The organism is Roseovarius arcticus, assembly GCF_006125015.1.
GTDB classification, from domain to species: Bacteria; Pseudomonadota; Alphaproteobacteria; order Rhodobacterales; family Rhodobacteraceae; genus Roseovarius; species Roseovarius arcticus.
This window is the reverse complement of sequence record NZ_SZZN01000001.1, coordinates 2,122,254-2,146,118: the sequence shown is the minus strand read 5'-3', so window position 1 is coordinate 2,146,118 and position 23,865 is coordinate 2,122,254. Positions and strand designations below refer to the sequence as shown.

The window sequence follows — 23,865 nt, the reverse complement described above, 5'->3', positions numbered from 1 at the left end:
GGCTGAGTATGTTTGATACGAGCCTTACCGCTAGCGATTTGTGGTTCATGATGAAGGGCGCTGGCGTCACGCTGGCGATTACCTTCTTTGCCGTCACGGGCGGCACCCTCTTGGGCGTCACGTTTGGCGTAATCCGCAGCCATGTGAACCCTTGGCTGACGCTTCCGCTGGTCTTTTTGCTGGACATCTTCCGCTCGGTCCCGCTGCTGATCCAGTTGATCCTTGCCAATGCATTTCAGGCCATTGCGGGTTTGCAAATCTCGCCCTTCACCACGTCCTGCATTGTGCTGGCGCTTTATACCTCGGCCTATTGTACCGAGATTGTGCGCGGCGCGATTGACGCCGTGCCGCCGGTGACGCGCCGCGCGGCCCGCTCGCTGGGCCTCACTTGGGGGCAGGACATGACGCAGATCGTGTTTCCCATGTCACTGCGCGTTGGCCTACCCAGCTGGATCGGTCTGACGCTGGGCGTGATGAAGGACAGTGCACTGGTGATGTGGCTCGGCATCATTGAGCTGCTGAAGTCCAGCCAGATCATAATCACAAGGTTGCAGGAACCGATGCTGATCCTGCTGATCGCCGGCGCGATATATTTCGCCCTCAGCTTCCCCATTGCGCGGCTGGGCGGGCATCTGGAAAGAAAGTGGCAAGAGAATGATTGAGATCGAGAACGTCCACAAATCCTTTGGCTCGTTGAAGGTGCTGAAGGGGATCGACCTGACCGTCGACAAGGGCGAGGTCGTGTCGGTGATCGGCGGCTCAGGCTCGGGTAAATCGACGTTGTTGACCTGCATCAACGGGCTGGAGCCTATCGACAGCGGCCGTATCAAGGTAGACGGAATCGAGGTTCACGCGCGCAGTACCGATATCAACAAGCTGCGCCAGCGCATCGGCATCGTGTTTCAGCAGTTCAACGCATTCCCGCATCTCACCGTGCTGGAGAACGTCACGCTCGCCCCCCGCAAGGTCAAGGGCATGGGGCGCGCCGAGGCCGAGGAGATCGCGGTAAAGCAGCTGAACCATGTCGGCCTTGGCGACAAGATCAATGTCTATCCCGGCCGTCTGTCCGGCGGCCAGCAGCAGCGCATGGCCATCGCCCGCGCGCTGGCGATGTCGCCCGCCTACATGCTGTTTGACGAGGTAACGTCGGCGCTGGACCCGCAGCTGGTGGGCGAGGTTCTGGATACGCTAAAGCTATTGGCAGAAGGCGGGATGACCATGATCTGCGTCACGCACGAGATGGGATTTGCGCGCGACGTGTCGGACCGCGTGGCCTATTTCGAGAGCGGCGTGATGGCTGAGATTGGCCCGCCCGAGCAAATTTTCGGCGACGCCAAGAATGAGGCAACCCGCAAGTTCCTGTCGAGCGTCCGGTAATGACAGGCAAGGTGCTTGTCGTCGGCGCGGGCGTTGTGGGCCTGTCCATCGCGCTGGAGGTGCAATCGCGAGGCTTGTCCGTGCGTGTTATCGACCGCACTGGTCCTGCGGCGGGCGCGTCTGCGGGCAACGCCGGGGCGTTCGCCTTTGCCGATATCTTGCCGCTTGCCTCGCCGCGTATCATGCGCCAAGCGCCGAAATGGCTGCTGGACCCGCTGGGGCCGCTGAGCATCCCGCTAGGCTACGCGCCGCGCATCTTGCCGTGGATGTGGCGCTTTTGGCGGGCCAGCCGTCCGTCGCAGGTGGCTGCATCGACGGCGGCGCAGACCGCGCTGATGAACCACGCTCAAGGGACGCTGGACAGGTTCCTAATGCGCGCGGGCGCGTCGAACATGCTGCGCCGTGAGGGGCAGTTGCAGGTTTATGAGGGCCTCGATCAGTTCGAGGCGTCGCTGGACGGCTGGCGCGCGCGCGAGGCTGGCGGCGTGGAGTTTAGCCACCTGACGGGCGACGATCTGGCCAAAATGCAGCCGGGCCTATCGCCGCGCTTTACCCATGGGACCTTTACCCCCGGCTGGGCCACGATCGACGATCCCAAGGTGTATGTGCAGGCCTTGGCGGATAAGTTTGTCGCGGGCGGCGGAGAGATCATCATCGCTGATGCCGAGGCTTTGACAGCTACAGGTCTGCGTACCAGCACCGGCGACCTCGCAGGCCGGGTTGTGATCGCCGCCGGCGCGCATTCGCATCATCTGACCCGCACCGCAGGCGTGCGTATCCCGCTTGAGACTGAGCGCGGATACAACACCACGCTTCCGCATGGCGGCTTTGATCTGCGCCAGCATATTACGTTCCCCGCTCACGGCTTTGTCGTGTCGAAACTGGCAGGCAAGCTGCGCGTTGGCGGCGCGGTTGAACTGGGCGGGCTAACTGCGCCGCCCAATTACAAACGCGCCGATGCCATGTTGCGCAAGGCGGCAGATTTCCTGCCCGGCCTTGTTACGACCGGCGGCACCCAGTGGATGGGGTTTCGCCCGTCGCTGCCTGACAGCCTGCCCGCTATCGGGGCGCTGCCCGGCCGTCCAGACGTAATCTGCGCCTTTGGGCACGGCCATCTGGGCCTAACGCAATCCACAGCGACTGCGGCCATTGTTGCAGACCTCTTGACAGGCAAGGCACCGGGGATCGACATGACCCCATTCACGCCCGCGCGCTTTATGAGGCAATCATGACGCAATACACATTTCCTTGCATCGACGGCCATACTTGCGGCAACCCTGTGCGCCTCGTCACCGGGGGCGCGCCCCTCTTGCACGGTGCGAATATGCTAGAGAAACGCGCGCATTTTTTGGCCGAGTATGACTGGATTCGCACCGGCCTGATGTTTGAGCCGCGCGGACATGACCAGATGTCTGGCGCGATCCTTTACCCGCCGACGCGCGGTGATTGCGATATCGCGGTCCTGTTTATCGAGACGTCCGGCTGCCTGCCTATGTGCGGCCACGGTACCATCGGCACCGTCACGATCGCGCTGGAAAACGGGCTGGTGAAACCTGCTGTGGCGGGCCAACTGGCGCTGGAGACGCCGGCCGGGCGCGTCGACGTGACCTATCGCCAAGAGGGCCGTTTTGTCGAAGAGGTGCGCCTGACCAATGTGCCGGGGTTTCTGCACTCCGAAGGGCTGACTGCCGATGTCGAGGGTTTGGGCGAGGTGGTCGTCGACGTCGCCTATGGTGGCAACTTTTATGCCATCGTCGAGCCTCAGGCGAATTTCTCGGACATCGCCGATTTCACTGCCTCACAGCTTGTTGGCCTCAGCCCAAAACTGCGCGCGGCGCTTAATGCAAAGTACGAGTTCATCCACCCCGAGCATCCCGCGATCAATGGCCTGAGCCATATCCTATGGACCGGTGCGCCCCGCGCACCCGGCGCGCATGCCCGCAACGCGGTGTTCTACGGCGACAAGGCGATCGACCGCTCGCCCTGCGGCACTGGCACGTCCGCCCGCATGGCGCAGCGCGCGGCCAAAGGGCTGCTGAACGTCGGCGACGAGTTTGTACATGAAAGCATCATCGGCTCGCTTTTTAGCGGCCGGGTGGAGGCGGCGACCGAGGTGGCGGGGAAACCCGCGATCATCCCCTCCATTGCTGGCTGGGCGCGCGCGACGGGCTTCAACACTATTTTCATCGACGAGCGTGATCCGTTCGCACATGGCTTTGTCGTTATCTAAAAGGGGCCGTTATGGCGCAAATTATCGTTGAGGCCGCAGCCGAGGGACCGGTCATGGCCAGCCCCGAAGGCCTCAGTTTCTGGGGCGGCGTCGATGCGGCAACTGGCGTAGTGATCGACGCGCATCACCCGTTTCATGGTCGCTCGTTGGCCGGGGCGGTGGTGCTGCTACCGACCAGCCGCGGCTCCTGCACCGGCAGCGGCGTGCTGTTGGAACTGGCGCTGGGCGGCAATGCGCCGGCCGCGCTGGTGTTTCGCGAGGCAGAGGACATCCTGACGCTGGGTGCGCTGATCGCGGGGCGGATGTTTCAGACGCCTTTGGCCGTCCTGCGGCTGGACGCCGAGGAATGGGACAGGCTGGCGCAGGCAGATTACGCGACGATTGGCGCCGGAAAGCTAATCGCGGAGGATTGGTCGTTGGACCTCGCCCCGCCGCCTACAGCCACGCTTGAATTGACGGACGCCGACCGCGCCATGCTGGACGGGGCAGAGGGCAACGCGGCCAAGCTGGCGTTGGAGGTGATCTGCACCGTGGCCGCAGGGCAGGGGGCGCGGCAATTGGTGGACGTGACCCGGGCGCATATCGACGGCTGCATTTATGCCAGCCCGGCCAACCTGACATTTGCCCGCGCGATGGCCGACATGGGCGCGCGCGTACGCGTGCCGACCACGATGAACGCGATATCGGTGGATCACGCGCATTGGCGCGAGCAGGGCGTACCGCCCAGCTTTGGCGGGCCAGCGCAGAAACTGGCCGACGCGTATGTTGAGATGGGCGCACGGCCTAGCTTTACCTGCGCGCCATATCTGCTGCAGGACGCGCCGAAGGTGGGCGAAATGATCGGCTGGTCTGAATCCAATGCCGTGATTTATGCAAATTCGATCCTTGGCGCGCGCACCGTAAAACACCCTGACTTCATGGACCTGTTTATCGCTATCACCGGACGCGCGCCGCTGTCGGGCGTCTATCTGGATGCGGGCCGCGCAGCGCGCCGGGCGGTGCACATTGATCTGCCGGAGACCTACGACGACGCTCTTTGGCCGCTGCTGGGCTGGCTGGCCGGGCGCGTCGCACCCGACCGCATCCCAATGCTGACGGGGTTGGAGAACACATCGCCCAGCCCTGACGATCTCAAGGCGCTCTGCGCGGCTTTCGGCACAACCTCTGCCGCGCCCATGCTGCATGTCGCAGGCGTGACGCCCGAAGCGGTGGGCGCGCTGGCGCCGGATGCAGACGCGGTGCGGGTCGGCGCGGCCGATCTGGCGGATGCCTGGCAGCAGTTCAACGCTGGCCCGGCGAAGGTCGATTTGATCGCGTTTGGCAGCCCGCATTTCTCAGCAGATGAATGCCGCGCACTGGATGCGGCGCTGGCCGGGCGCAAACGGCACGCGGATACGGCCGTGATCGTGACCGTCGGCCAGAATGTGCTGGACGTGATCCGCGCGGGCGGCATTCTCACCCGCCTAGAAGCATCGGGCGTGCAGGTCGTGCCGGATATCTGCTGGTGCTCAATTTCCGAGCCGGTGTTTCCACCCAGCGCGCGCGTCTTGATGACGAATTCCGGCAAATACGCCCATTACGCGCCCGGTCTATCGGGGCGCAGCGTGCGCTTTGGCAGTTTGACTGATTGCGCTGATGCCGCGGTGACAGGTTTCGCGCCCAGCGATCCGCCGAACTGGCTAACCACTTAGAAAGGCGACCCTATGCGCAGCACCAAGACCATTCACGTTATCTCTGCCCATGCGGAAGGGGAGGTTGGCGACGTTATCGTCGGCGGCGTCGCACCCCCGCCCGGCGATACGATATGGGAGCAGAGCCGCTGGATCGCACAGGATAATACCCTGCGCAATTTCGTCCTGAACGAGCCGCGAGGCGGCGTCTTTCGCCATGTCAATTTGCTGGTGCCGCCCAAGGATCCGCGCGCGGATGCGGCCTTTATCATTATGGAGCCGGAGGACACGCCGCCAATGTCCGGCTCAAACTCGATCTGCGTCGCAACGGTCCTGCTGGATAGCGGTATCGTACCCATGACCGAGCCTGTGACCGAAATGCTGCTGGAGGCGCCGGGCGGTCTGGTCAAGGTCCGCGCCGAGTGCAGCGGTGGCAAAGCGCAGCGTATTTTTGTGCAAAACCTGCCCAGCTTTGCCGCGCAATTGGATGTTCCGCTTGAGGTCGAAGGGCTGGGCACGCTCACCGTCGATACAGCCTATGGCGGGGACAGCTTTGTCTTTGTCGATGCCGCCGCACTTGGATTTTCGCTGGTGCCGGATGAGGCGCACACGCTCGCCCGAATGGGGATGCAGATCACCGCAGCGGCGAACGAGGCGCTTGGATTTCATCATCCCGACAACCCTGACTGGCGGCACATCTCGTTCTGTCTCTTTGCTGGCCCTGTAGTGCGCGAAGGAAATCAACTGCGCGCTGGCGCGGCCTGCGCCGTCCGGCCGGGCAAGATAGACCGCTCGCCCACCGGCACCGCTTTGAGCGCGCGGATGGCGGTGCTGGCAGCGCGCGGACAGATGGGCGTGGATGATACGCTGACCGCTGTGTCATTGATCGGCTCGACCTTTGCGGGCCGGATTGTGGCCGAGGCATCCGTAGGGGGTAGACCTGCAATCATCCCCGAGATCTCAGGACGCGGTTGGATTACCGGCACGCATCAGCACATGCTGGACCCAGATGATCCGTGGCCGGGCGGGTACCGTCTGTCGGATACGTGGGGTGCGCGTTAAAGCGCGAAACTGCCGAACGGGATGTAGCGCACCGGATCGCCCTGCGCGATTTGCATTGCGCCATCGGGTAGTTCTACCAGTCCTTCGGCCCAGCTGAGGCTGCTGACCCGGCCTGATCCCTCGGAGGCAAACACCTCGGCGCGGCCCTCGCGGATCCGTGCGCGCAGATATTCGCGGCGGCCCGGCTTCTTTGACTTCTCAAAGGCGGCGGGCACGTCAAAGCCCTGCGGCACGCTCCACCCTGCGCCGGCCAGCAGGCTGAGGGCGGGACGCGCGAAAATCAGCGTGCAGACCAGCGCGGCCACCGGATTGCCGGGCAGGCCAAAGACCGGCGTGCCCTGCCACAATCCCAGCGCCAGTGGGCGCCCGGGCTTGAGCGCAATGCGCCATTGCTGCATCGCGCCCGCCTCGGTCAGCAAGGCCGACACATGATCCTCGTCGCCCGCCGACGCGCCGCCAGAGGTGAGGATAACGTCCGCACGGCGAGCTGCCTTGTTTAATGCGGCGCGCAGGCTTCCGCGATTATCGGCGATGCGGCCCATATCGACCGCCTCCATCCCCCAGCTGGCGATCTGCGCCAATAGCATAGGACGGTTCGCGTCAAAGATTTGGCCGCGTTCGGCGTCCTGCCCCGCCTCGATCAACTCGTCCCCGGTCGAGATCACGGCGACCCGCAGCCGATCATAGACCCGCACCTCGCCGATGCCGACCGACGCCAGCAGCGCAAGATCGGCAGGGGTCAGGACGCGGCCCGGCTGCAGTACTTGTGCGCCCGCCACCATATCTTCGCCTGCTTTGCGAGTGTTGGCGCCGCGTCTGATCCCTGCGCGAAAGGCGACTTGACCTGCACTTTGCCGGGTATCTTCTTCCAGTACGATGGTATCGACGCCCTCCGGGATGATCGCGCCCGTCAGGACGCGCAGCGCCTGGCCATGCGGCAGCGCGCCGACATGGGGCGCGCCGGCAGCGGCGCGGCCGGGCGCCAGCGGCAGGATCGCGTCGCCCGCCGGCAGTGCAGCATGGGCAAAGCCATAGCCGTCGACCGCCGAATTTGCATGTGGCGGGCTGGCGCGGCGGGCGATTACAGCCTCGGCCAATATGCGCCCGCTGGCGCCCGGCAATGCGCAGCGCGACTGCCTCGCGATCGGGTGCAATCCTTCGCGCAGCGCGCTGAGGGCGGTATCTACCGGCGTCCATTCAATGCCCGCGGGCATGGCAAAGCAATCGTCGCGCAGGGGCGGCGGACGAGGGGGCGCTTGCGTGGATGAGGCCAGCTCAGACAGGCGTGCGCCATGACCGGCGCCTAGTATCCACGCCTCCTCGTGCGCTGCATCCGGCAGGTTCGACATCAGACTGTAAAGCTCTGGCGATGGCATGCCAGCAAGCGCGCGCGCCAGCAGATCGACCTGCACGGTGTCGCGAACCGGCGCACCGGGCTGTGCCATAGCGGCCTTGACCGCAGGCTCAATAAGGCCCGGCCAGATTTCTGCCAGCACGGTGGGCGCGTCTTGCCAGTGCTGAAACGGCCAGACGGCGACGCCAGTGCGCCGCCGCAACCGCGCCAGCATCGGCAGGCCCATTAACATCTGGCTACCCACGGTCGGAGGGAAGCACAGCTGAAAGCAGCTACTGGCGGCCTTGGCGGCCACATCGCAGGCACGCCTTTCGGCCACTTCGTCATAGACGATACCGGCCTTGCGATAGGGAATGCCGGGCCAGCGATCGTCGTGCGTCTTGCCCCAGAGGGGGCCGGGCGCGTCCCAGTGCGCATTGATCTCCTCGGCCACGTCAAAGCGGTTGTTCGCACCCGTGTCGCTGTCGGTGATGCGCGCAGCGAGCCAATCCCAGACCGCGAATGGATCATCCTCGCCGGTGATGCGCCGCGCGAACCCCGCAGGATAGCCAAAGGGGAAATCGAACGCGGCAAGCAGGCGGCGGCTCGCGGCGCGCTCTTCCTCCATAATCTGGGTGATGCGGGTCTCAGCCTCGATGCGCGTGCGGCAATAGATAGGGCCCTCCGCGACACCGCTACGCACGAGGCCGAGCCAGATTGCATCCTTCGACGGTTGCGTGGGCGCGCGCGTCCCGGCGGCCGACCAATCAACGACCAGAACGCTATCGAATCCGGTCACAAGCCTACCTCGCGCAAAATGAAATCGGCAATGGTGCTGGTGTCATTCAACTCAAACACTGGGCAGCCCTCTGGGCGATCTACCTTGAGCGGACAGTCAGCGGCGACAGCGCGGATGGTGGCATCACCCGGCGCGATCAGTGGGTTGCCCGCGGCCTCGCGATAGGCCTCGATTTTGGGGTGGGGCGCGCGTTTGTAGCCCTCGATCAGAACCAGATCGACAGGGTTCAGCCGCGCCAGCAGATCGTCCAACTCAGGCTCGGGCGCGCCGCGCAGCTCTTGCATGAGCGCAACCCGAGTACCGGATACGAGCAGCACCTCCTGCGCGCCGGCCATGCGGTGGCGGTGGCTGTCGCGGCCGGGCTGGTCCACGTCGAAGCTGTGATGCGCATGCTTGATGGTCGAAACGGCGAGGCCGCGCGCGGTGATCTCAGACACCAGCCGCTCCATCAGGCCTGTTTTGCCCGCGTTTTTCCAGCCAGTAACGCCAAAGACCTTCATTTTTGCGCGTCCCAGATTGCCTGTGCACGCACCAGATCCTCAGGTGTGTTGACGTTGAAAAAGGGATCGCCTGCACCGTCGAACATGGCCGTCTGCGCCTCATGCGCATCGGTCCATTGCACCACTTTGCGCAGGCCGCCCGCAAGCGCCGCGCGCAGGTCATCGCGCAGCGATACCGGCCAAAGACCGAACGTGGGGTGGCGCCCGTCTGGCGTGGCGACCAGCGCTAACGGCGCCTGCATCCCCTCTGCTGCCAGCAGCAGGCGAGGCACCAGATCGCAGGGAAAAAACGGCGTGTCGGCAGCAACGGACACAACACTGTCCGCGCCCCGCTCAGCCGCCCAGTCGAGGCCCGCCAGCACACCCGCTAGTGGGCCAACAAACCCCTCGATCGGATCGGCCAGAACGGGAAGGCCGAACTGCGTCAGCCTAGCCGGATTGCCGTTGGCATTTAGCGCCGCGCTTGCCACCTGTGGCTGAATCCGCTCGATCACATGGGCCAGTAGCGTGGTGTCGCCCAATCGCAGCAGCCCCTTATCACCGCCGCCCATCCGGGTTGCGCGGCCTCCCGCGAGGATGATTGCGACGGGCTGATTCATGTTTCGCGCTCCGCGTCGGCGCGCCCGCTTTTGCGGCGGTGCTTGCCATCTTCTTCGGCCACGTCCGCCGGGTTGGCGTCGCGCACCAGCCGCTCTTCGCCCGAAAGGCAGACAAAGCGCTGACCGCGCATCCGCCCGATCAGGGTCAGGCCAACTTGTTGCGCGATCTCAACCCCCCACGCGGTAAAGCCCGAGCGCGAGGCCAGCACCGGAATCCCCATCAGAGCCGTCTTGATCACCATCTCGGAGGTCAGCCGCCCGGTGGTATAAAGCATCTTGCCCTCAGGTCCCGTCTTTGTTGACAGCATCCACCCGGCAATCTTGTCGACAGCGTTATGGCGTCCGACATCCTCCATATAAACCAGCGGGCGAGGCCCTTCGCATAGAACCGTGCCATGGATCGCTCCGGCGGTCAGATAAAGCGACGGGGTCGTGTTGATCTTGTGCGCTAGGGCGTAGATGTCCGAGGTGCGAACTTGCGCATCCGGTAGCACCAGCCCTTCAAGCCCCTCCATCATGTCGCCAAAGACAGTGCCGACAGCGCAGCCGCTTGTGCGGGTTTTCTTCTGCAGTTTGTCCTCATAGGTGGTGCTGCCATCGGTGCGCACGACGACCGTCTCCAGCTCATCGTCATAATCGACCCGCAGCACGGTCTCGCCATCCTTTAGCATCCCCTGATTGCGCAGAAAGCCGAGAGCGAGGTATTCGGGATAGTCGCCGATAGTCATCGCGGTGACGATTTCCTGCCCGTTGAGAAATATTGTCAACGGGCGCTCCTCAACAACGCGGATCGTCTGGGCCTGGCCCAAGTGATCGGTGCCGGTAACGGCACGTGTCAGGCCCGGTGCATCCGGCTGGGGGGCGATGATATAACCATGCTCAGGATCGGGGGGCAATTGCATCTCCTTGGCGGGGCCGATAGGTCCGAAAAGAGGCGATAATTCTCGGACAGGCTGGCGCATCATGGCAACACAAACCACCAAATCCACCTACTGGCAAGGCGTGCGCGCAGGCGCGCCTTTCATCCTGGTCTTGGTGCCTTTCGCGCTGCTCTTTGGTGTGGTGGCAACCGAGGCAGGATTTACCGTGATCGAGACGTTCGCCTATTCCGCCCTCGTGGTCGCGGGCGCCGCGCAGTTCACCGCCGTCCAATTGCTGTCAGAGCACGCGCCGACGCTGATCATCGTCGCGACCGCGTTGGCAGTCAATCTGCGCATGGCGATGTATTCAGCGTCCCTGACGCCTCATTTAGGCCGCGCGCCACTGGGGAAGCGGGCACTGGTGGCCTACCTCATGGTCGATCAGGCCTACGCCAGCGCAATCCTCGAATACGAGCGTCATCCGGAATGGGGCGTGCCGCAAAAGCTGGCTTTCTACTTTGGCGCGGTGACACCGCTATTTCCGCTATGGCTGACCTTTACCGTCGTCGGCGCGATGGTGGGTAATGCGATCCCGCCTGAATTCGCATTGGATTTCGCGGTGCCGATCACGTTTTTGGCGATGATAGCGCCGATGCTGCGCACTGGCGCGCATGTGGTCGCGGCACTGGTATCAATCATCGTTTCGCTGGCGCTGGCGTTTGTTCCCTACAGCATGGGCTTGCTGGTTGCGGGGGCCGCGGGCATGATGGCTGGCGCGCAGGTCGAACTGTGGATAGCGCGCCGGGGGGCAGCCACATGAGGGATGTCGCAACGCTGGACATCTGGATCGTGCTGATCGGACTTGGGCTTGGCAGCTTTGCCCTGCGGTTCGTCTTTCTGGGGATCATCGGCGACCGCCCCATGCCGCCTTGGGTGCTGCGCCATCTGCGCTATACGGCTGTCGCGGTTCTGCCGGGCCTCGTTGCACCGATGGTAATGTGGCCGCCCGCCACCGGGGGCGCGTTGGATGCGCCGCGCCTCATTGCCGCGGGGGTCACGATCATCGCAGGGCTGGTGACGCGCAACGTACTGGCCGCGATCCTCTCGGGGGCGGCGGCGCTCTACCTGATGCTGTACCTGCTGGGATAGTCGCCGCGCCAAAAGAACCTTCTGCCTCCGGCGGGGATATTTTGGGCAAGAAGAAGATGCGATAGCTGCACTTTATTTTTGCGTGAGGCATACGGGGGTCCGGTGCAGACCCGCGAACTTCGACGATCCAGAAAAAAAGCGCACCAAACTGGCGCGCCTTTAACTTTCAGCGACTTGCAGCCTTAGCCGATTGCAGCAGCCTTCACGTCCTCGTCGATATGCGGCAAATACTGCTCAAAATTCTCTGAGAACATCTTGACCAGCTTGGCCGCCTGCCGGTCATAGCTGTCCGGCTTGTCCCAAGTGCGGCGCGGGTCCAGCAAAACGGTTGGCACGCCGGGCGCATCAACTGGCACTTCAAACCCGAAATTGGCGTCAGTGCGGAACTTTACCTTACCCAACGATCCATCCAGCGCGGCGGTTAGCAGGGCGCGTGTCGCCTTGATCGGCATGCGCGCGCCGGTGCCATGGGCGCCGCCCGTCCAGCCGGTGTTGACCAGCCAGCAGGTTGCGCCGTGCTTGGCGATCTTGGCGCGTAAGAGGTTGCCATAGACCTCGGGCCTGCGCGGCATGAAGGGCGCGCCGAAGCAGGTGGAAAACGTCGGTTCGGGCTCGGTCACGCCGCGTTCGGTGCCTGCAACCTTGGAGGTAAAGCCGGACAAGAAGTGATACATTGCCTGTGCGGGCGTGAGCCGGGCAATGGGAGGCAGCACGCCGAACGCGTCGCAGGTCAGCATGATAATGTTCTTGGGATGGCCGCCGATCGCCGTCTTTGACGCATTCGAGATATACTCTAGCGGATAAGCGCAGCGCATATTGGCGGTGAGCGTGTCGTCGTCGAAATCCAGTTCCTTGGTCTCTTCGTCAAAGACCATGTTCTCGATCACAGTGCCGAATTTGGACGTCGTTGCGTAAATTTCGGGCTCGGCTTCGGGGTTCAGGTTGATCGTCTTGGCATAGCAGCCACCCTCGAAATTAAACGTGCCGTGATCCGACCAGCCATGCTCGTCATCGCCAATCAGCGTGCGGTCAGGATCAGCCGACAACGTCGTCTTGCCTGTACCCGACAGGCCAAAGAATATGGCGGTATCGACCGGATTACCGTGGGCATGGTTGGCCGAGCAATGCATCGGCATTACGTCATTTTCGGGCAGGAGGTAATTTAACAGGCTAAAGACCGCCTTCTTATTCTCGCCCGCATATTCGGTGCCGCCGATCAAGATGATCTTACGGTCAATGTTCATCGCAATCACGGTGTCTGACCGGCAGTTGTGCTTGGCTGGGTCGGCCTTAAAGCTGGGGCAGTTGATGACTGTAAAATCAGCGATAAAGTGATCCAGAGACTCCCGCTCGGGGCGGCGCAGCAGGTGGCGGATAAAGAGGCCATGCCACGCCATCTCAGTCACCATGCGGACCTTGATCGCATGCGCGGGATCAGCGCCGCCGACCAGATCCTGCACATAGTAGGTGCCACCCTTCATGTGCTCTTTCATGTCGTCATAAAGTGCGTCAAACCCTTCAGGCGACATTTCGGCGTTGTTTTCCCACCAAATGTTGTCTGCGACGCTATCTGTGCGGACGACATGTTTGTCCTGCGGCGAACGTCCGGTAAACTTTCCGGTTGTGACCAGAAAAGCGCCGCCCCGGCCCAATGTTCCTTCGCGGTTTTTAAGGGCCGCCTCGACCAGCGCAGGCTCGATCAGATTATAGTGGACGCTCTCCAGCCCTTCAATTCCTTGATCCTCGAGGCGAAATTTTGGGTTTACCCGTCCAAATGTCATGACAATCTCTCTCCGAATATCTTGTCGATGCTTGCTAGTGGCGTTTCGCTTGCGCAGGCGCCGCGCGACAGCACGCGGGCCTCTTACCATGGCGTTTCGGGGCTTGAACAGGCAGCTTGCGCCTCGTTAGCGCAACCAGCTTGAAGTTAGCGCAATCAGCGTGGCCATTGGCCGAACGTCGCCTGAATTAGGACAATGCTGCGCAACAATGTGAGTCATATTAGCCATTCGTTATGCAAATCGGCCTCAGATAGGGTGCAATTCCCGGTGATTCGCGAATTGGGATTGATCGCGGCGGGAAAACAAGACCATAGTAATGAAAAAAATCAGGCAATTTGAGCAGTACAAGGAATGACGACATGTCCAAAATCGCCCTTGTGGACGATGACAGGAATATTCTGACATCCGTATCCATGACCCTCGAAGCAGAAGGCTTTGAGGTTGAGACTTATAATGACGGCCAGCAAGCGTTGGATGCTTTTTCGAAAAAGTTACCCGATATGGCTGTGCTAGACATTAAAATGCCGCGCATGGACGGGATGGACCTGCTGCAACGACTGCGCCAGAAATCGCAGATGCCAGTGATTTTTCTCACCTCCAAAGACGATGAGATCGACGAGGTTCTAGGCCTTCGAATGGGCGCCGATGATTATGTGAAAAAACCATTTTCCCAGCGTCTTTTGGTTGAACGCATTCGCGCACTTCTGCGCCGCCAAGACGCATTGGACGGAAACATATCGCCCGCCGACGCGGAAGATGGCAAGGTTATCGACCGGGGCGAGTTGCGGATGGATCCACTGCGCCACGCGGTAACGTGGAAGGGCGCGGACGTGTCGCTGACTGTGACCGAATTCCTGCTGCTTCAGGCGCTCGCGCAGCGCCCTGGCTTCGTCAAGAGCCGGGATCAGTTGATGGACGTAGCCTACGACGATCAGGTTTATGTCGACGACCGCACCATCGACAGCCATATCAAGCGTTTGCGCAAGAAGTTGCGCCAGGTCGACACCGAATTCTCGGCGATTGAGACGCTCTACGGGATCGGCTACAGATATAACGAAGAATAAGTATGACGCTGGCCGAGGGGATAAGCGTGCGGGACGCGGGACCGGGACGGGATGGTGATGTGGTCCTGGGTGACGATTTTGTCGCACCCGATAGCGTGGTCGAGGATGAGGTGCGTGCACGCAGGGCGCGGCGCGGCTTCTTTTCCCTGCGCGAGTCGCCTCTGACACGCAAAATTATCATCTTCAATCTAATCGCGCTCAACATCCTCGTTGCCGGAATTCTTTATCTAAACGCATCGCGCGATGGCTTGGCGCTGCAGCGCATGAGCGGCTTGGTCGGCGAGGCCGAACTGGTGGCCAACGTGTTTGAAGTGCAGATGCCCGCACAATCGCCAGTAAACATCGTGACGGGCGACGGAATTGATGTGGTGGCGACGCTAGATGCGCTGAGTGTGCAGGACGGCGCCGAAGTGTTCGTCTTTGACACGAACGGAACATTAGCGGGCCAGATCACCGGCGCCGCGACCCGCCCCGGCGACGATACGCGCCGGAAGCCAACTGTAATCACAGACGCGCTGACGCGCTTTTGGAAATGGCTCTCGACGCCGTTCACATCCAAAAGCGACGTCGATGCGCCCAATATCGAGGAACTGGCGCGTAGTCAGGTCGCAGGCGCGATAAAACTAGGCACGCAAGTCATGACCGGCGAGGTTGACGGCGGCGCCGTTTTCGCCGTTGCGACGCCGATTATGCAGGGCGGATCGCCTGTCGCTGTCGTCGCGATGGTCAGCGCAAGTGGCGAGATCGACAACCTGGTGATGTCCGAGCATGAGCGCGTGTTGCAGATGTTCATTATTGCGACGCTTGTGTCGATCGGTCTGAGCCTGATTTTGGCATCGACGATCGCACATCCCCTAGCAGATTTGGCTGCCGCCGCGGAAATTGGCGGCGCACGCAATCGGCGCAGCCAAGGCGCGGGCCGCATTCGTATTCCCGACCTGACAGCACGCCCTGACGAGATCGGACGCCTCTCAGGCGCTCTGCGCGGTATGGTCGCCGCGCTCTATAACCGAATTGACGGAAACGAGCAGTTTGCCGCAGATGTTGCCCACGAGATCAAGAACCCGCTTGCCAGTTTGCGCAGCGCGGTCGGAACGATGCGTGTGGCCAAGCGTGAGGATCAGCGCGAAAAGCTTTTGGAAGTCATTGAGCACGATGTCCGCCGCCTCGACCGACTGGTCAGCGATATCTCCAATGCGTCGCGCCTCGACAGCGAGTTGGTCAAAGAGGAGGAGGAATCCTTCGACTTGCTTAGCATGATGCGCAATCTGGGCCAGTATTTAGGTGAACAGGCCGGCGAGAAAGGCATCGAGTTCATCACTGATTTTCCTGACAAGCCCATCGTAATCAACGGGCTTGAAGCGCGCCTCGCGCAGGTTTTCGTCAACCTTATTTCGAACGCCACCAGCTTTTGCGAAGATGGCGATGCAATTCGTCTGTGGGCGCGCCGCCGCGAGAACCGGGTGCTGATCGTGGTTGAGGATACCGGCCCCGGCATCCCCGATCAAGCTCTGACCAAAATTTTCCAGCGCTTCTACTCGCAGCGCGATGCCAGTGATTTCGGCAATAATTCTGGCCTTGGCCTTGCGATTTCCAAACAGATCGTCGAGGCGCACGGCGGCGTGATCTGGGCTGAAAACATCCGCCCGACAGATGCAGATATCACGTCCGACCCACTGGGCGCTCGGTTCGTCGTCGGCCTGCCGGTCTAAGGACGTGCAGGCACAGGTATTGCACGCGACAAGCATTGAGATAGACGGCCGCGGGGTGTTGATCCGGGGTGCGTCTGGCAGTGGTAAGTCATCGCTTGGGTTGCAGTTAATGGCGCTTGGCGGAGTTCTGATCGCAGATGACAGGACCCGTGCCAGCCTGGACGGGGGCGATGTCTTTCTTGATGCGCCTGATACCATTCGCGGCCAGATTGAGGCACGCGGGGTCGGCATTCTAAATTCACCTACGGCGGGACCAACACCCGCCGCTTTGATCGTAGATATGGACGGACCCGTGGCGGACCGCTTGCCCTTGTGGGAAGAAGGGGTACTGCTGGGCCGAGCGTTGCCATTAGTGCGGGGAAATGACGCTGCCCATTTGCCGGCGGCGATCCTATTTTATGTCAAATACGGGCGCCGCGCCTGAGGCGGACACCCGAACGGAGCTATGACGTGACAAATCTCCACTCGAAAAACCTGCCCGCCCCGCCGCCTTTGATACTGGTCACAGGGCCATCCGGCGCAGGGCGCAGCACCGCGATCCGCGCACTGGAGGATTTGGGCTATGAAGCGATTGATAACTTACCGCTCAGCCTGCTGCCCAGACTGCTAAGCGCGCCGCCCGGTGCGGAGAACGCGCCCGAACGCCCTATGGCGCTTGGCGTTGACCCTCGCAATCGCGAGTTTTCCGCCGAGGCGCTCATCGATGCGGTGGACCACTTAAGCACGCTCAGCGACCGCCCGGTGCAACTGCTGTTTGTGGATTGCAGCCCCGAAGTGTTAGAGCGCCGTTTTTCCGAAACGCGGCGACGCCATCCACTGGCACCCACCGAAAGCGCGCGGATTGGCATCGCGCGCGAGCTGGACATGCTGCGCGAGGTGCGCGCCCGCGCCGACATTTTGATCGACACCTCCGAGCTAAGCCCCCAAGAGCTGCGCACCGAGTTGGAGCAGTGGGCCGTGCCGGGTGTAGCAGGGCGAATGGCTGTGTCGGTCCACTCATTTTCATACAAGCGTGGTTTGCCGCGCGGGGTCGATATGGTTCTGGACTGCCGTTTTCTGCGAAACCCTTATTGGGAACCAGAGCTGCGCGCGCGTGACGGGCGCGATCCTGATGTGGCGGCGTTCATTGCGAGCGACGCGCGGTTCGTGACGTTTCAGAAGCAACTGTCGGAAATGGTCCAGCTTTTACTCCCCGCCTACGAGACGGAGGGGAAATCATACCTGTCGATTGCGCTAGGCTGTACCGGCGGGCAGCATCGGTCGGTTGCGATGGCGGAATCTTTAGCCCGGACCCTTGCAGAAGGGGGCTGGCAGGTGTCAATTAGACACCGTGAGTTAGAGTTGCGCGCAAGCCGCGCGTCCGCGCCATGACAGGCACTGACAGATGAGGAATTCAAGGCTTTGATCGGGATCGTCATAGTCGCCCACGGGGGCCTCGCGCGAGAGTATCTGGCCGCGATTGAGCACGTCGTCGGGCCCCAGCAAGGTATTCGCGCAATTTCCGTCAATACCGACGACGACCGCGAGGCAAAGGCCGATGAGATCAGCCGCGCAGCCTGCGAGGTTGATCGCGGTGCTGGTGTCGCTGTCGTGACCGACATGTTCGGCGGATCGCCGTCGAACTTGTCGCTGCCAGCGTGCCGCAGCGGGGATCGACGGATGCTTTATGGCGCGAACCTTCCGATGCTGATCAAGCTGGCCAAAAGCCGGGACAAGGCGCTGCCGGATGCGGTGCGTGATGCGCTTTATGCGGCGCGCAAGTACATCGACAGCCAAAACATTTCAGTGGAAGATTGAATTTATGTCAGCACCAGTGACGCGCAAGCTGAAGATCGTGAACGTCAAGGGCCTGCATGCGCGCGCCTCGGCCAAGTTGGTCGAAGTGGTTGAGGGGTTCGACGCCACTGCCGAGGTATCGCATGACGGTCAGTCGGCCAGTGGCGACAGCATAATGGGCCTTTTGATGTTGGCAGCCGCGATGGGAACCACTATTGACGTCGAAACGCGCGGCCCGGACGCTAGCGCGCTAGCCGATGCCGTGGCTGCTCTTGTGGCGGCGAAGTTCGGCGAAGACATGTAGCGCGCGCTGCGCGCTAAGCACGGATTGGAATGGTCCAAGTTGGCAATCGAGCGACGTGACGACGGCGATCTTGCATCCCCGGCTGGGGATGTAGGTGATCGCACGCCCGCTGGCGCAGGAAAGACGATGGTCTTTCCCAAGTATGATCGCCGCAGTCTGACCTATAGCAACTCATTTGATGCGCCGCTGACAGCCGCCGTCATTCGCGGGATCGAATGGATGACGGGCAAGCTGTCGATTATCCGCATGATCCGCGATTTTGAGCGGCGCGGCGCCCCCACGGGCCAGCCGTTTTGGCGTGCATCCCTCGACACGATGGGGATTGATCTGCTGACGCCTGACGCGCAGTTGGAGAATATCCCCCTGGACGGCCCGGTCGTTGCCGTGGCGAACCATCCTCATGGCCTTGTTGATGGGATGATCTTGGCCGATTTGATTGGCCGCCGCCGGACCGATTACAAGATCCTGACCCGCGCCTTGCTGACCGGCATCGACGAGGTCGCGGCAAGCTATATGATCCCCGTGCCTTTCCCGCATGAGCCTGACGCGCAGCGAAAATCGGTGGAAATGCGCGCGAGCGCCATGACCCACCTCAAGGAGGGCGGGCTGATCAGCGTCTTTCCGTCGGGCGTGGTCGCGTCGTCAGATACGATGTTCGGTCCGGCGGTTGAGCGGGAGTGGAATGTCTTTACCGCCCAGATGATCCGCCGCTCGGGGGCAAAGGTGGTTCCGATCTTCTTTCCCGGCTCCAATAGCCGCTGGTACCAAGTCGCCAATCGCATTTCGCCAACTTTGCGGCAGGGGCTGCTGCTGCATGAGGTTGTGCACAGCTGCAACCGGCCCCAGCGGCCTGTCGTGGGCGCGCCGGTATCGGACGAGCGGATGGAAATGCTGCAGAGCGATCCGCGCGGATTTATGACATGGCTACGTACGCATACCCTGTCGCTGGGCGAAACGAGCGGCGACCCAGAATAGGCGCGATGGACCCCCGCCGCGTGCTGGTCTATCAACGTTGCGAACATCCTTAGACGAAGGCGCGCCCATGTCCGGCCACGGCACCCCCATCCCCATGAGTTCGGCCAAATGTGGCCCGCTAACCGGCACCGCAAACGTGCCGGGCGATAAATCAATTTCGCACCGCGCGCTGATACTGGGCGCGATGGCGATAGGCGAGACGCGCATCACCGGCCTTTTGGAGGGTGAGGATGTGCTGGATACGGCTCGCGCCATGCGTGCCTTCGGCGCTAAGGTGACAGATCTGGGCGACGGCGCGTGGTCGGTCCACGGCGTCGGTGTTGGCGGCTTTGCCGAGCCTGAGAATGTCATTGATTGCGGTAATTCTGGCACCGGTGTGCGTCTGATCATGGGCGCGATGGCGACGTCGCCAATTACGGTCACATTCACTGGCGATGCATCGCTGAACAAGCGGCCGATGGCGCGCGTGACCGATCCGCTCGCGCTCTTTGGCGCGCGAACGGTGGGACGCGCGGGCGGGCGCCTGCCCATGACCATAGTCGGTGCGGCCGACCCGGTGCCGGTGCGCTATGCCGTGCCGGTGCCGTCGGCGCAGGTCAAATCGGCGGTTCTGCTGGCTGGCCTGAACGCCCCCGGCCAGACCGTGGTGATCGAACGCGAAGCGACGCGCGATCATAGCGAGCGGATGCTGGCCGGCTTTGGCGCGGAAATTTCGACCGAGGTGACGAATGAAGGCCGCGTCATTACCCTGACGGGCCAACCCGAGCTGCGACCGCAGGTCATTGACGTGCCTCGCGATCCCAGCTCGGCCGCGTTTCCGGTCTGTGCCGCGCTGATTGTACCCGGCTCGGACGTGCTGGTGCCAAATATCGGGCTGAACCCAACGCGCGCCGGCCTCTTTACCACGCTGCGCGAGATGGGCGCTGATCTGAGTTATGAAAATGAGCGGCTTGAGGGCGGGGAACCTGTGGCCGACCTACGCGCGCGTTTTTCCCCTGATCTGAAGGGGATTGAGGTCGATCCGGCCCGCGCCGCATCGATGATCGATGAATACCCTGTGCTGTCGGTCGTCGCCGCCTTTGCGGAGGGCGCGACGGTTATGCACGGCGTCGCCGAACTGCGGGTCAAAGAATCCGACCGGATTGACGCAATGGCCACGGGCCTGCGCGCGAACGGTGTCGAGGTCGAGGATGGACCAGACTGGTGGATTGTCCATGGCCGGGGCCACGGCAATGTGCCGGGCGGCGCCACCTGCGCCAGCCATTTGGATCACCGCATCGCGATGTCGCTGCTCATCCTCGGCATGGCGGCCAACGCGCCCGTCACCGTCGATGATGGCGGCCCGATCGCCACATCATTCCCCATTTTCGAGCCGTTGATGCACGGTCTGGGCGCTGCGATCAGCCGCAGCGAGTGATGCACGGCGATGAGGCATAGGGTCAGGGATGCGGGGCACGCGAAGTTTCAACCGCGCGCCACTCGCTAGCCCCTACTCGACGACCGCCGTCTCGACCACTGCATGCAGCAACACATCGGCGCCCGCTGCGGCCCATTCCAGCGTGATTTCTTCGGCCTCGTTATGCGACAGCCCGTCCACGCAGGGGCACATCACCATGGCTGTGGGCGCAACGCGGTTAATCCAACAGGCATCGTGGCCCGCGCCCGAGATCACATCCTGATGCGAATATCCCAGACGTTCGGCGGCCGACCGGATGGCGCCAACGCAGCCTGCGTCAAATTCGACCGGATCGAACCCACCGACCTTTTCAAATTCGACCTGCAAATCCATATCATCGCATATCTTTTGTGCCGCCTCGCGCATCTGGTCGACCATTTCGGCAAGCACGTTGATGTCTGGCGAGCGAAAATCGACCGTGAACACTGCCTTGCCGGGGATGACATTGCGCGAGTTGGGGAACACCTCCAGATGGCCGACCGCGCCGACGGCATTCGGGGCATGATCCAGTGCAATCTGCTCGACTTTTTCCAGAACGCGCGCCATGGCCAGCCCCGCGTTGCGGCGCATCGGCATGGGCGTCGATCCGGTATGCGCGTCCTTGCCGGTGATCGTCAGTTGCGTCCAGTCCAGACCTTGGCCGTGCGTGACGACGCCGATATCTATGCCGTTTGCTTCCAGAATAGGGCCCTGCTCGATGTGGAGCTCAAAGAACGCGTGCATCTTGCGCTCGCCCACAGGCTCGTCGCCCTTCCAGCCGATGCGCTCCAGCTCTTCGCCAAAGGTCTTGCCGGCCGTGTCCTTGCGCGAATAGGCGAAGTCCTGATCGTGCAGACCCGCGAAAACACCGGACGCCAACATGGCAGGGGCAAAGCGCGTTCCCTCCTCGTTGGTCCAGTTGGTCACGACTATGGGATGCTTTGTCTTGATATCCAGGTCATTCAACGTGCGGATCAGCTCCAACCCTGCAAGCACGCCCAGGACGCCGTCATATTTTCCGCCCGTCGGCTGCGTGTCCAAATGAGACCCAACATAGACGGGTAGGGCGCCTGCATCAGTCCCCTCGCGGCGGGCGAACATGTTGCCCATCGTATCAAGGCCCATGACCGCGCCCGCGTCTTCGCACCACGACTGAAACAATGCACGGCCTTCGGCATCTGCATCCGTCAGCGTCTGGCGATTGTTACCGCCCGCGACGCCGGGGCCGATCTTGGCCATCTCGTTCAGGCTGTCCCACAGGCGCTGGCCGTCGATTTTGAGGTTCTGTCCGGGTGCTGCCATGAGATATGCCTTTCTTATGCGGTGCTGCTAGGGCGTTTTTTATTTGAACCGGGTAGCGATTGCCAAGGGTGGCGGACTTGCCGACATTGGCGTTCGGCACGGAACGCTCAGGCGCAGTTTGCCCGATGGGGAAGGGATGTGAAAGGGGCGATGTGGCAGCTGCGCACTCTTCAAAGTCAACCGTTCGCTGTGCGCCGTAAGCGCTGAGCTAGGGTAAATGCGGCGTTAAGCCTTAGACACGATGACGCTTGGGCGATTTTGGCTCTGCGGTTAACGTCTAGACGGGTGGTGGCCTTTTGGGAGGGGCTCAAGGTGAACTTTATTTATCGCGATTTTCGCGCCTGCGGTGACAGCTCCGGCGATGCGGCGATGGCGCGTTTGCGAACGATCCAAATGCAGCGTGCGGTGTGCGTAGCGGCAGGTTTTGCGGCACCGGGTCCGGTTGCCGCGCCGCGCACAGCGCCTTTGTCTGGTGATCTTGTGGCCGATGATGATCCGGGCGGCGACGGCGCACGCGTCATCGATGAAGAGGCGCTTAGGCGGCCGGATTCAACCGCTGCTTCGCGCCAGTCGTGGCGATCTGGGCAGTAGAAAACAGGATTGCGGCATGCACTGAACGAGCCGTCAATTTCCAACTGCCAAGCAGTCATAGCGGTGCCGAAACTAGGGTCGTAGACGCCGTTTCTGTGCGGAAGTTTCACGCATCTGCCACGTTCGCGATAACTGTTCGTTAACCATTGCCATGCAATACGGGCGAGGATGAGATTTTTGCTCACCTTCGCCACGCTCGCCCTGCTGCTCGGGGGCTGCAATACGCCCGGCCCGGCGTTTCGCGGAATCGATCCTGTTCGCATCTCAGTGCGCGGTGATGTCTTTGACGTGCGTGTTGATGGCCTGAAGGCGCAGGCCATGCGTCTCAATACCCGCTGGGCGCCGCGGCTGAGTGCGGTTGCACCGCAGGGTGTCACCGCGATTGAGCAGGTTTCTGGCTGCCGCGTGCGCAAAAAGGACGGCGACGCCGCCCTCTTGACCGCCCGTCTGGATTGCGGGCAACAGTTGGTGCCCCTTCCGCGAGGTCACGAATATGATTGTGATGTATATGAGAGCGTGGGCAGCCTTGCTCAACTGACCTGCCAAGAGGTGCGGTACTAACTCGCCCTGCTTGTAAAGCGTGCGCGTTTGCGGCAATAGCTGGCAAAGGGGCAGATACGCCCGCCAAGGATGACCGCCATGAACTACAAGGCACAAGGAGCACCCAAGATGGGCCGAAACGCACCACGCCACAGCGAACATAACCAGCCGGGATCGGACAAGGATCCGTTTGGCAAACGCTCGGGCAAGCGGCCCGACAAGGCCGAATTGCTTGCGCGAATGAAAGCCGCACAAGAAGAGAAGGCGGCAGAGGACAAAGCACCTGAGAAAAAGGGCTAAAGCGACTTTTCCATAAAGACGCTGATGCCGTCAGCGCGATAATCGCCGAAAGGGCCGCAGCGGGTGAACCCATTGCGCTCGTATAGGCGGATAGCGGCCGTCAGCGCCTCACCCGTCTCCAGCCGCAGATGTGGCAGGCCCAGCCCGCGCGCGTGATCCTCCAGCGCGCGCAGGATCGCAGCGGCCACGCCGCGCCCGCGCGCTGCCGCGCTGGTAAACATCGATTTCACCTCGCCGTAGGCATCCACTTGTACCACCGCGCCCGTCCCAAGGACCTCCGACCCGTTACGCGCGGCAAAGAAATGTACGTTCGGTGCGCTAAGCGCGTCGAAGCCGAGAAAGTGATTTTGCTCTGGCTCGAAGAGCTGCAGCATCAGGGCATGGCTCTGCTGCAGCAGGGCACAAGGGCCAGGGTCGTTCGGGTGCGCGGGCTCTACGATCAACATGTGCGGAATTTGTGATCCGAGAGGGTGCAAAGTCAAGCCATGACGCAGTTTCAAACTAAC

26 protein-coding genes are annotated in these 23,865 nt (G+C 62.1%); 19 read left to right on the top strand and 7 right to left on the bottom strand.

Going from position 1 to position 23,865, the window contains the following annotated elements:
* Positions 1–8: 8 nt before the first annotated feature.
* From MK6180000_RS10235 to MK6180000_RS10210, 6 genes are read left to right on the top strand one after another with little or no spacing between them, the layout of a single operon-like run.
* Positions 9–662 (top strand): amino acid ABC transporter permease, encoded by a 654-nt coding sequence (locus MK6180000_RS10235; RefSeq protein WP_138934642.1) that lies wholly within the window; start codon positions 9–11, stop codon positions 660–662.
* Positions 655–1,377 (top strand): amino acid ABC transporter ATP-binding protein, encoded by a 723-nt coding sequence (locus MK6180000_RS10230; protein ID WP_138934641.1) that lies wholly within the window; start codon positions 655–657, stop codon positions 1,375–1,377. The genes MK6180000_RS10235 and MK6180000_RS10230 overlap by 8 nt, the downstream gene beginning before the upstream one ends.
* Positions 1,377–2,609, top strand: coding sequence for an NAD(P)/FAD-dependent oxidoreductase (locus MK6180000_RS10225; protein WP_138934640.1), 1,233 nt, complete (start codon positions 1,377–1,379; stop codon positions 2,607–2,609). Before MK6180000_RS10230 ends, MK6180000_RS10225 begins: the two co-directional genes overlap by 1 nt.
* Complete coding sequence (locus MK6180000_RS10220) at positions 2,606–3,607, top strand: 4-hydroxyproline epimerase (RefSeq protein WP_138934639.1); 1,002 nt, start codon at positions 2,606–2,608, stop codon at positions 3,605–3,607. Before MK6180000_RS10225 ends, MK6180000_RS10220 begins: the two co-directional genes overlap by 4 nt.
* 11 nt (positions 3,608–3,618) lie before the next feature.
* On the top strand, positions 3,619–5,298 hold the full coding sequence (lhpI, locus tag MK6180000_RS10215; RefSeq protein ID WP_138934638.1) for a cis-3-hydroxy-L-proline dehydratase: 1,680 nt from the start codon (positions 3,619–3,621) through the stop codon (positions 5,296–5,298).
* 12 nt (positions 5,299–5,310) lie between these two features.
* The gene (locus MK6180000_RS10210) at positions 5,311–6,339 is read left to right on the top strand and encodes a trans-3-hydroxy-L-proline dehydratase (RefSeq protein ID WP_138934637.1); all 1,029 of its coding nucleotides are present in this window, start codon (positions 5,311–5,313) and stop codon (positions 6,337–6,339) included.
* On the opposite strand, the gene MK6180000_RS10205 is transcribed toward MK6180000_RS10210, so the two are convergent.
* From MK6180000_RS10205 to MK6180000_RS10190, 4 genes are read right to left on the bottom strand one after another with little or no spacing between them, the layout of a single operon-like run.
* Complete coding sequence (locus MK6180000_RS10205) at positions 6,336–8,471, bottom strand: molybdopterin-binding protein (RefSeq protein ID WP_138934636.1); 2,136 nt, start codon at positions 8,469–8,471, stop codon at positions 6,336–6,338. The genes MK6180000_RS10210 and MK6180000_RS10205 overlap by 4 nt on opposite strands.
* Positions 8,468–8,971, bottom strand: a complete 504-nt coding sequence (gene mobB, locus MK6180000_RS10200) for a molybdopterin-guanine dinucleotide biosynthesis protein B (protein ID WP_138934635.1) — start codon at positions 8,969–8,971, stop codon at positions 8,468–8,470. Before mobB ends, MK6180000_RS10205 begins: the two co-directional genes overlap by 4 nt.
* Positions 8,968–9,570 carry a molybdenum cofactor guanylyltransferase MobA gene (gene mobA / locus MK6180000_RS10195; RefSeq protein WP_138934634.1) on the bottom strand — a complete coding sequence of 201 codons (603 nt, stop codon included), beginning with the start codon at positions 9,568–9,570 and terminating at the stop codon, positions 8,968–8,970. Before mobA ends, mobB begins: the two co-directional genes overlap by 4 nt.
* Positions 9,567–10,472 carry a formate dehydrogenase accessory sulfurtransferase FdhD gene (locus tag MK6180000_RS10190; protein ID WP_138934633.1) on the bottom strand — a complete coding sequence of 302 codons (906 nt, stop codon included), beginning with the start codon at positions 10,470–10,472 and terminating at the stop codon, positions 9,567–9,569. The genes mobA and MK6180000_RS10190 overlap by 4 nt, the downstream gene beginning before the upstream one ends.
* Before the next feature lie 61 nt (positions 10,473–10,533).
* On the opposite strand from MK6180000_RS10190, the gene MK6180000_RS10185 reads away from it, so the two are divergent.
* Together MK6180000_RS10185 and MK6180000_RS10180 are read left to right on the top strand one after the other, a co-directional pair.
* Positions 10,534–11,250: an AzlC family ABC transporter permease gene (locus tag MK6180000_RS10185; protein WP_138934632.1), complete on the top strand. Its 717-nt coding sequence runs from the start codon at positions 10,534–10,536 to the stop codon at positions 11,248–11,250.
* A complete protein-coding gene (locus MK6180000_RS10180) occupies positions 11,247–11,579 on the top strand; it encodes an AzlD domain-containing protein (RefSeq protein WP_138934631.1) in 333 nt (110 codons plus the stop codon). The genes MK6180000_RS10185 and MK6180000_RS10180 overlap by 4 nt, the downstream gene beginning before the upstream one ends.
* A gap of 182 nt (positions 11,580–11,761) precedes the next feature.
* Here the strand turns inward: MK6180000_RS10180 and MK6180000_RS10175 are convergent, their stop codons facing one another.
* Complete coding sequence (locus tag MK6180000_RS10175; protein ID WP_138934630.1) at positions 11,762–13,360, bottom strand: phosphoenolpyruvate carboxykinase; 1,599 nt, start codon at positions 13,358–13,360, stop codon at positions 11,762–11,764.
* Between the two features lie 359 nt (positions 13,361–13,719).
* On the opposite strand from MK6180000_RS10175, the gene MK6180000_RS10170 reads away from it, so the two are divergent.
* From MK6180000_RS10170 to aroA, 8 genes are all read left to right on the top strand, one after another.
* Positions 13,720–14,424, top strand: coding sequence for a response regulator transcription factor (locus MK6180000_RS10170; protein WP_138934629.1), 705 nt, complete (start codon positions 13,720–13,722; stop codon positions 14,422–14,424).
* Between the two features lie 2 nt (positions 14,425–14,426).
* Positions 14,427–16,136: a sensor histidine kinase gene (locus MK6180000_RS10165; RefSeq protein ID WP_138934628.1), complete on the top strand. Its 1,710-nt coding sequence runs from the start codon at positions 14,427–14,429 to the stop codon at positions 16,134–16,136.
* Positions 16,078–16,560: an HPr kinase/phosphorylase gene (locus MK6180000_RS10160; protein WP_138934627.1), complete on the top strand. Its 483-nt coding sequence runs from the start codon at positions 16,078–16,080 to the stop codon at positions 16,558–16,560. The genes MK6180000_RS10165 and MK6180000_RS10160 overlap by 59 nt, the downstream gene beginning before the upstream one ends.
* A 26-nt stretch (positions 16,561–16,586) precedes the next feature.
* Positions 16,587–17,507: an RNase adapter RapZ gene (gene rapZ, locus MK6180000_RS10155; RefSeq protein ID WP_246040482.1), complete on the top strand. Its 921-nt coding sequence runs from the start codon at positions 16,587–16,589 to the stop codon at positions 17,505–17,507.
* A gap of 30 nt (positions 17,508–17,537) precedes the next feature.
* A complete protein-coding gene (locus MK6180000_RS10150; RefSeq protein WP_138934626.1) occupies positions 17,538–17,933 on the top strand; it encodes a PTS sugar transporter subunit IIA in 396 nt (131 codons plus the stop codon).
* A gap of 4 nt (positions 17,934–17,937) precedes the next feature.
* A complete protein-coding gene (locus tag MK6180000_RS10145) occupies positions 17,938–18,216 on the top strand; it encodes an HPr family phosphocarrier protein (protein WP_138934625.1) in 279 nt (92 codons plus the stop codon).
* 126 nt (positions 18,217–18,342) lie between these two features.
* Entirely contained in the window at positions 18,343–19,191 is an 849-nt protein-coding gene (locus MK6180000_RS10140) for a lysophospholipid acyltransferase family protein (RefSeq protein WP_138936444.1), read from the top strand.
* Positions 19,192–19,258: 67 nt separating this feature from the next.
* On the top strand, positions 19,259–20,608 hold the full coding sequence (gene aroA / locus MK6180000_RS10135) for a 3-phosphoshikimate 1-carboxyvinyltransferase (protein WP_138934624.1): 1,350 nt from the start codon (positions 19,259–19,261) through the stop codon (positions 20,606–20,608).
* Positions 20,609–20,680: 72 nt separating this feature from the next.
* Here aroA and MK6180000_RS10130 read toward each other — a convergent pair whose 3' ends face one another.
* Positions 20,681–21,928, bottom strand: a complete 1,248-nt coding sequence (locus MK6180000_RS10130; protein ID WP_138934623.1) for a Zn-dependent hydrolase — start codon at positions 21,926–21,928, stop codon at positions 20,681–20,683.
* A gap of 312 nt (positions 21,929–22,240) precedes the next feature.
* On the opposite strand from MK6180000_RS10130, the gene MK6180000_RS10125 reads away from it, so the two are divergent.
* From MK6180000_RS10125 to MK6180000_RS10115, 3 genes are all read left to right on the top strand, one after another.
* Positions 22,241–22,519, top strand: a complete 279-nt coding sequence (locus MK6180000_RS10125) for a hypothetical protein (protein ID WP_138934622.1) — start codon at positions 22,241–22,243, stop codon at positions 22,517–22,519.
* A 177-nt stretch (positions 22,520–22,696) separates the two neighbouring features.
* Positions 22,697–23,080 (top strand): hypothetical protein, encoded by a 384-nt coding sequence (locus MK6180000_RS10120; protein ID WP_212751893.1) that lies wholly within the window; start codon positions 22,697–22,699, stop codon positions 23,078–23,080.
* Between the two features lie 78 nt (positions 23,081–23,158).
* Positions 23,159–23,359 carry a hypothetical protein gene (locus MK6180000_RS10115; protein ID WP_138934621.1) on the top strand — a complete coding sequence of 67 codons (201 nt, stop codon included), beginning with the start codon at positions 23,159–23,161 and terminating at the stop codon, positions 23,357–23,359.
* Here MK6180000_RS10115 and MK6180000_RS10110 read toward each other — a convergent pair.
* Positions 23,356–23,805, bottom strand: a complete 450-nt coding sequence (locus MK6180000_RS10110; RefSeq protein WP_138934620.1) for a GNAT family N-acetyltransferase — start codon at positions 23,803–23,805, stop codon at positions 23,356–23,358. The two genes, MK6180000_RS10115 and MK6180000_RS10110, sit on opposite strands and share 4 nt — an antisense overlap.
* Positions 23,806–23,865 lie beyond the last annotated feature (60 nt).